The organism is candidate division WOR-3 bacterium, assembly GCA_016867815.1.
In the GTDB taxonomy this organism is placed as follows: Bacteria; Hydrothermota; Tepidihabitantia; order Tepidihabitantales; family Tepidihabitantaceae; genus UBA2258.
This window is the reverse complement of sequence record VGIR01000176.1, coordinates 1-3,067: the sequence shown is the minus strand read 5'-3', so window position 1 is coordinate 3,067 and position 3,067 is coordinate 1. Positions and strand designations below refer to the sequence as shown.

General features: G+C 56.3%; 2 protein-coding genes. Both read left to right on the top strand.

The window, feature by feature from the left end; all coding sequences use genetic code 11:
• Positions 1-214 precede the first annotated feature (214 nt).
• Complete coding sequence (locus FJY68_13960; protein MBM3332927.1) at positions 215-1,342, top strand: hypothetical protein; 1,128 nt, start codon at positions 215-217, stop codon at positions 1,340-1,342.
• A complete protein-coding gene (locus tag FJY68_13955) occupies positions 1,339-2,310 on the top strand; it encodes a hypothetical protein (protein MBM3332926.1) in 972 nt (323 codons plus the stop codon). Before FJY68_13960 ends, FJY68_13955 begins: the two co-directional genes overlap by 4 nt.
• Positions 2,311-3,067 lie beyond the last annotated feature (757 nt).

The following is a 3,067-nucleotide window of genomic DNA, read 5'->3' as shown; positions in this document are numbered from 1 at the left end:
GAAGCGCTGGCGCCCTGGCGAGATGCGCTGGCGCTGGTGTGTAGCTGGGCTGCTACATGCCGAGCAGCACTTCCGGTGCGTAGATGGCTACCGGCACATCCCCGCATTGCTGAGTGCACTGGAACGGTCCGCGTCACCGAAAGAAATTGACGCAACAGAGAGAGTTGCCTAAAGTGATGTGGGAGCCGCTAGGAATTTCAACTAACCGAGGGACATGCTCAAAGTGACGATACAAGACAACTGCGGGGGGATCGATCTGGAATACGCTCGCACGGAGGCATTCAACTTCGGCCACTCCGAAGGCCACACGCCTGAAAACTTGGGTGTCTACGGCGTTGGGTTGAAGCGCGCGGTGTTCAAGATAGGTCGGCGTTTCACGATTGAGTCAAAGACCATGCAAGGCGGGTTCGTCTGCTCTGTGGACGTTGACGATTGGCTGGCGAAGGACGGCTTACTGGAAGATTGGCGCTTTCCGCTGAAAGAGACAGGGCCCGCGCCGTTTGCGTCCGCTGCTGGAACCAAGATTGAGATAACGAATCTGAATGATGAAGTAGTGCATAGAATCAACGACCCGACCTTCGCGAGTGAGCTTTGCAGGAGGATAGGAAGGACCTTCGTGTTCTTTCTCAACCAGCACGTACGCATCCGGGTAGGGGGAAGCGATATCCCTCCATTCGATATCCCTATCGGCAAACCGAAGCAAGGTAGCGCCACGTATGAGCGAATCGATGAGCGGGGAGTCACGGTCCGATTATTCGTAACTCTGGCGCGACCAAACGCGGCCGGTCGCTACGAACCCGATGCGGCCGGATGGTACGTGGTGTGCAACGGAAGATGCGTGTTAACGGCGGACAAGTCGGATACATCAGGCTGGGGTGTCACAGCGATGCCTCCGTTCCATCCGCAATACAATCCGTTTCTTGGATTTGTCTTCTTCGATTCCGAGGACCCGTACAAGCTGCCATGGACCACCACCAAGCATAGTCTGAACAGAGAGTCAACCATCTACCAGCTCGTTAAGGGCCGCATGACCACCTCCGCTCAACCAGTGCTGGCCTTCATCAGAAGGAAGTACAAGCTTGACAGTGACGGCATATCCGCGGAGGCGGAAGCATCAAAGGACGTGGCAAGCGCTACATTCAAAGACCTGTCTGTCAGGCAGAGCGTCTTCAGAGCGTCAGTGGTGAAGGCAAAACCCAAGACGACGGTAAAGATTCAGTATGATGCTGAGATCACTGATGTGGACAAGATCAGGAAACACCTCGGCAGGTCGGCGCTCGCTGCGTGGGCCATCGGCAAGCACACCTTCGACTACTTCATGAAGCAAGAAGGCCTGAAGTGACAGATTCCCCTCAGGCAGGCAAGAGCTACGAGAAGGTACACTACGAATTCCGCCCAGCCAAGCAGGTGGAACGGAGAATGCTTGTTCACACCTTTCAGTGCCTCATGGAGGCTGGCTTCCCAATTTCCGACTACCAGTATACTGGGCTGGGTTCGATCTACTACGTAGACTTCATCCTGTTTCACAGGTATCTCGGAATCAACAAGCTCCTCAGCGTCGAGGTCTCGGATAGCATCAGACGCCGTGTTAGGTTCAACCGGCCATACAAGTGTGTTTCGGTCGAGACCGGCGACATAGTTGAGTGGATTCCCACCCTGTCGCAGAACCGGAAACATATCGTGTGGCTCGACTTCGACCACCGATTGGGTACCAAAGTTCTTGAGGCGGTTCAAGTCTCGGCCTCTCAGCTGTCAGCAGGGTCGCTCCTACTCGTGACGGTAGACGTTGAACCACCTGGACGCCCCGAAGATGGACCGCGCAGGTGGAACCCGCGGACCTGGATGGCCTACTTTGCCGATGAAGCCAAGGAGTACCTCTGGCCGCATCCAGTAGCGAAGGAGTTCGGCCGAGAACGACTTCCCGGTATCAACGCTCGTCTTCTCGAGGCTGCCATCTTGAAGGGCCTAGTCGGACGAATCGACACTTCGTTCCTACCACTGTTCAACTTCGTCTACGCAGATGGCCACCAGATGCTCTCTGTTGGCGGGATGATCGGGACGGATTCTGACAAGCGAAAGCTCCAGTCCCTGCCGCGCCAGGCGCTCTACTTCCTCAGGGACTCCATAACCAGCAACCCTTTCGAAATCACTGTTCCCAACGTAACGCGCAAAGAGAGGCTTCACCTAGACCGCGACATGCCATGCGAGGACGACTGGACTCCCAAGGGATTTGAGCTCGACGCAGACAAGGTGAAAGCGTATCGTGGAATCTACAGGTACTTCCCGGCTTACACGGAAATGCTCCTGTAGAACGGCCGGCCAAACGACTCCAGCGTTGCCGTTGCGTCCCGCCTCGGCCGTATGGCACTTCTTGGAGCAGCAGTGACTGGCAGTGCAGTTCGACAACGGTCAGGACCGTCGCGATATTCAGCCGCTGTCAGACTCGTCCAAGTTCTGCGCCTCGCAGACGGAGGCTCGAAACATGCGAGCTGCCCCTGTTCTTCGAGCTGAAGTGCGCTCTGTGACAACACAACCGGAGCATACGGGTCGGCAACCAACTGCGGTGGTCGCAGAGACCGAAAGAACGTACGCTGAACCTGACATAGATGTCTCCATCAGTCAGCGACGCTCAGTCATAAGGGCTCCGCTGGCCAACCGGCCTTTCATGGTTTTTGCCGCATCTCAGGCCGTGTCAGTATTCAGCGACCGACTCAGCGGGTTGGCCATGCTGGCGCTCGTTGCGTTCATGTCGAGGAGACACGGCTGGTCCAGTGTCCTCGCATTGTCCTCACTCCTAATCGCGGTCACCCTGCCGACGGTGTTGGTCGGACCCGTTGCTGGTGCTTTGGTCGATCGCTGGGACAGGCGCAAGGTAATGATAGTATCTGAGTCCGCTCGCTGCATACTCTTTCTCTCATTGCCAGTAGTAGCACTGGCAACTACTACGGAGAGCACTAAATGTTTGACAGCTTGAGGTCATGTTGCCGCATATCGGACGTGCTCTTCCGCAAAGTAACTCCTGACCACTTCTGGCTGGCGTTGCCGGCTGCGTAGGTAGGATCGGGCC

What these genes read in the sequence shown, in the direction of transcription:
- FJY68_13960 (MBM3332927.1), top strand. Translation starts at nt 215, where the DNA reads ATGCTCAAAGTGACGATACAAGACAACTGCGGGGGGATCGATCTGGAA.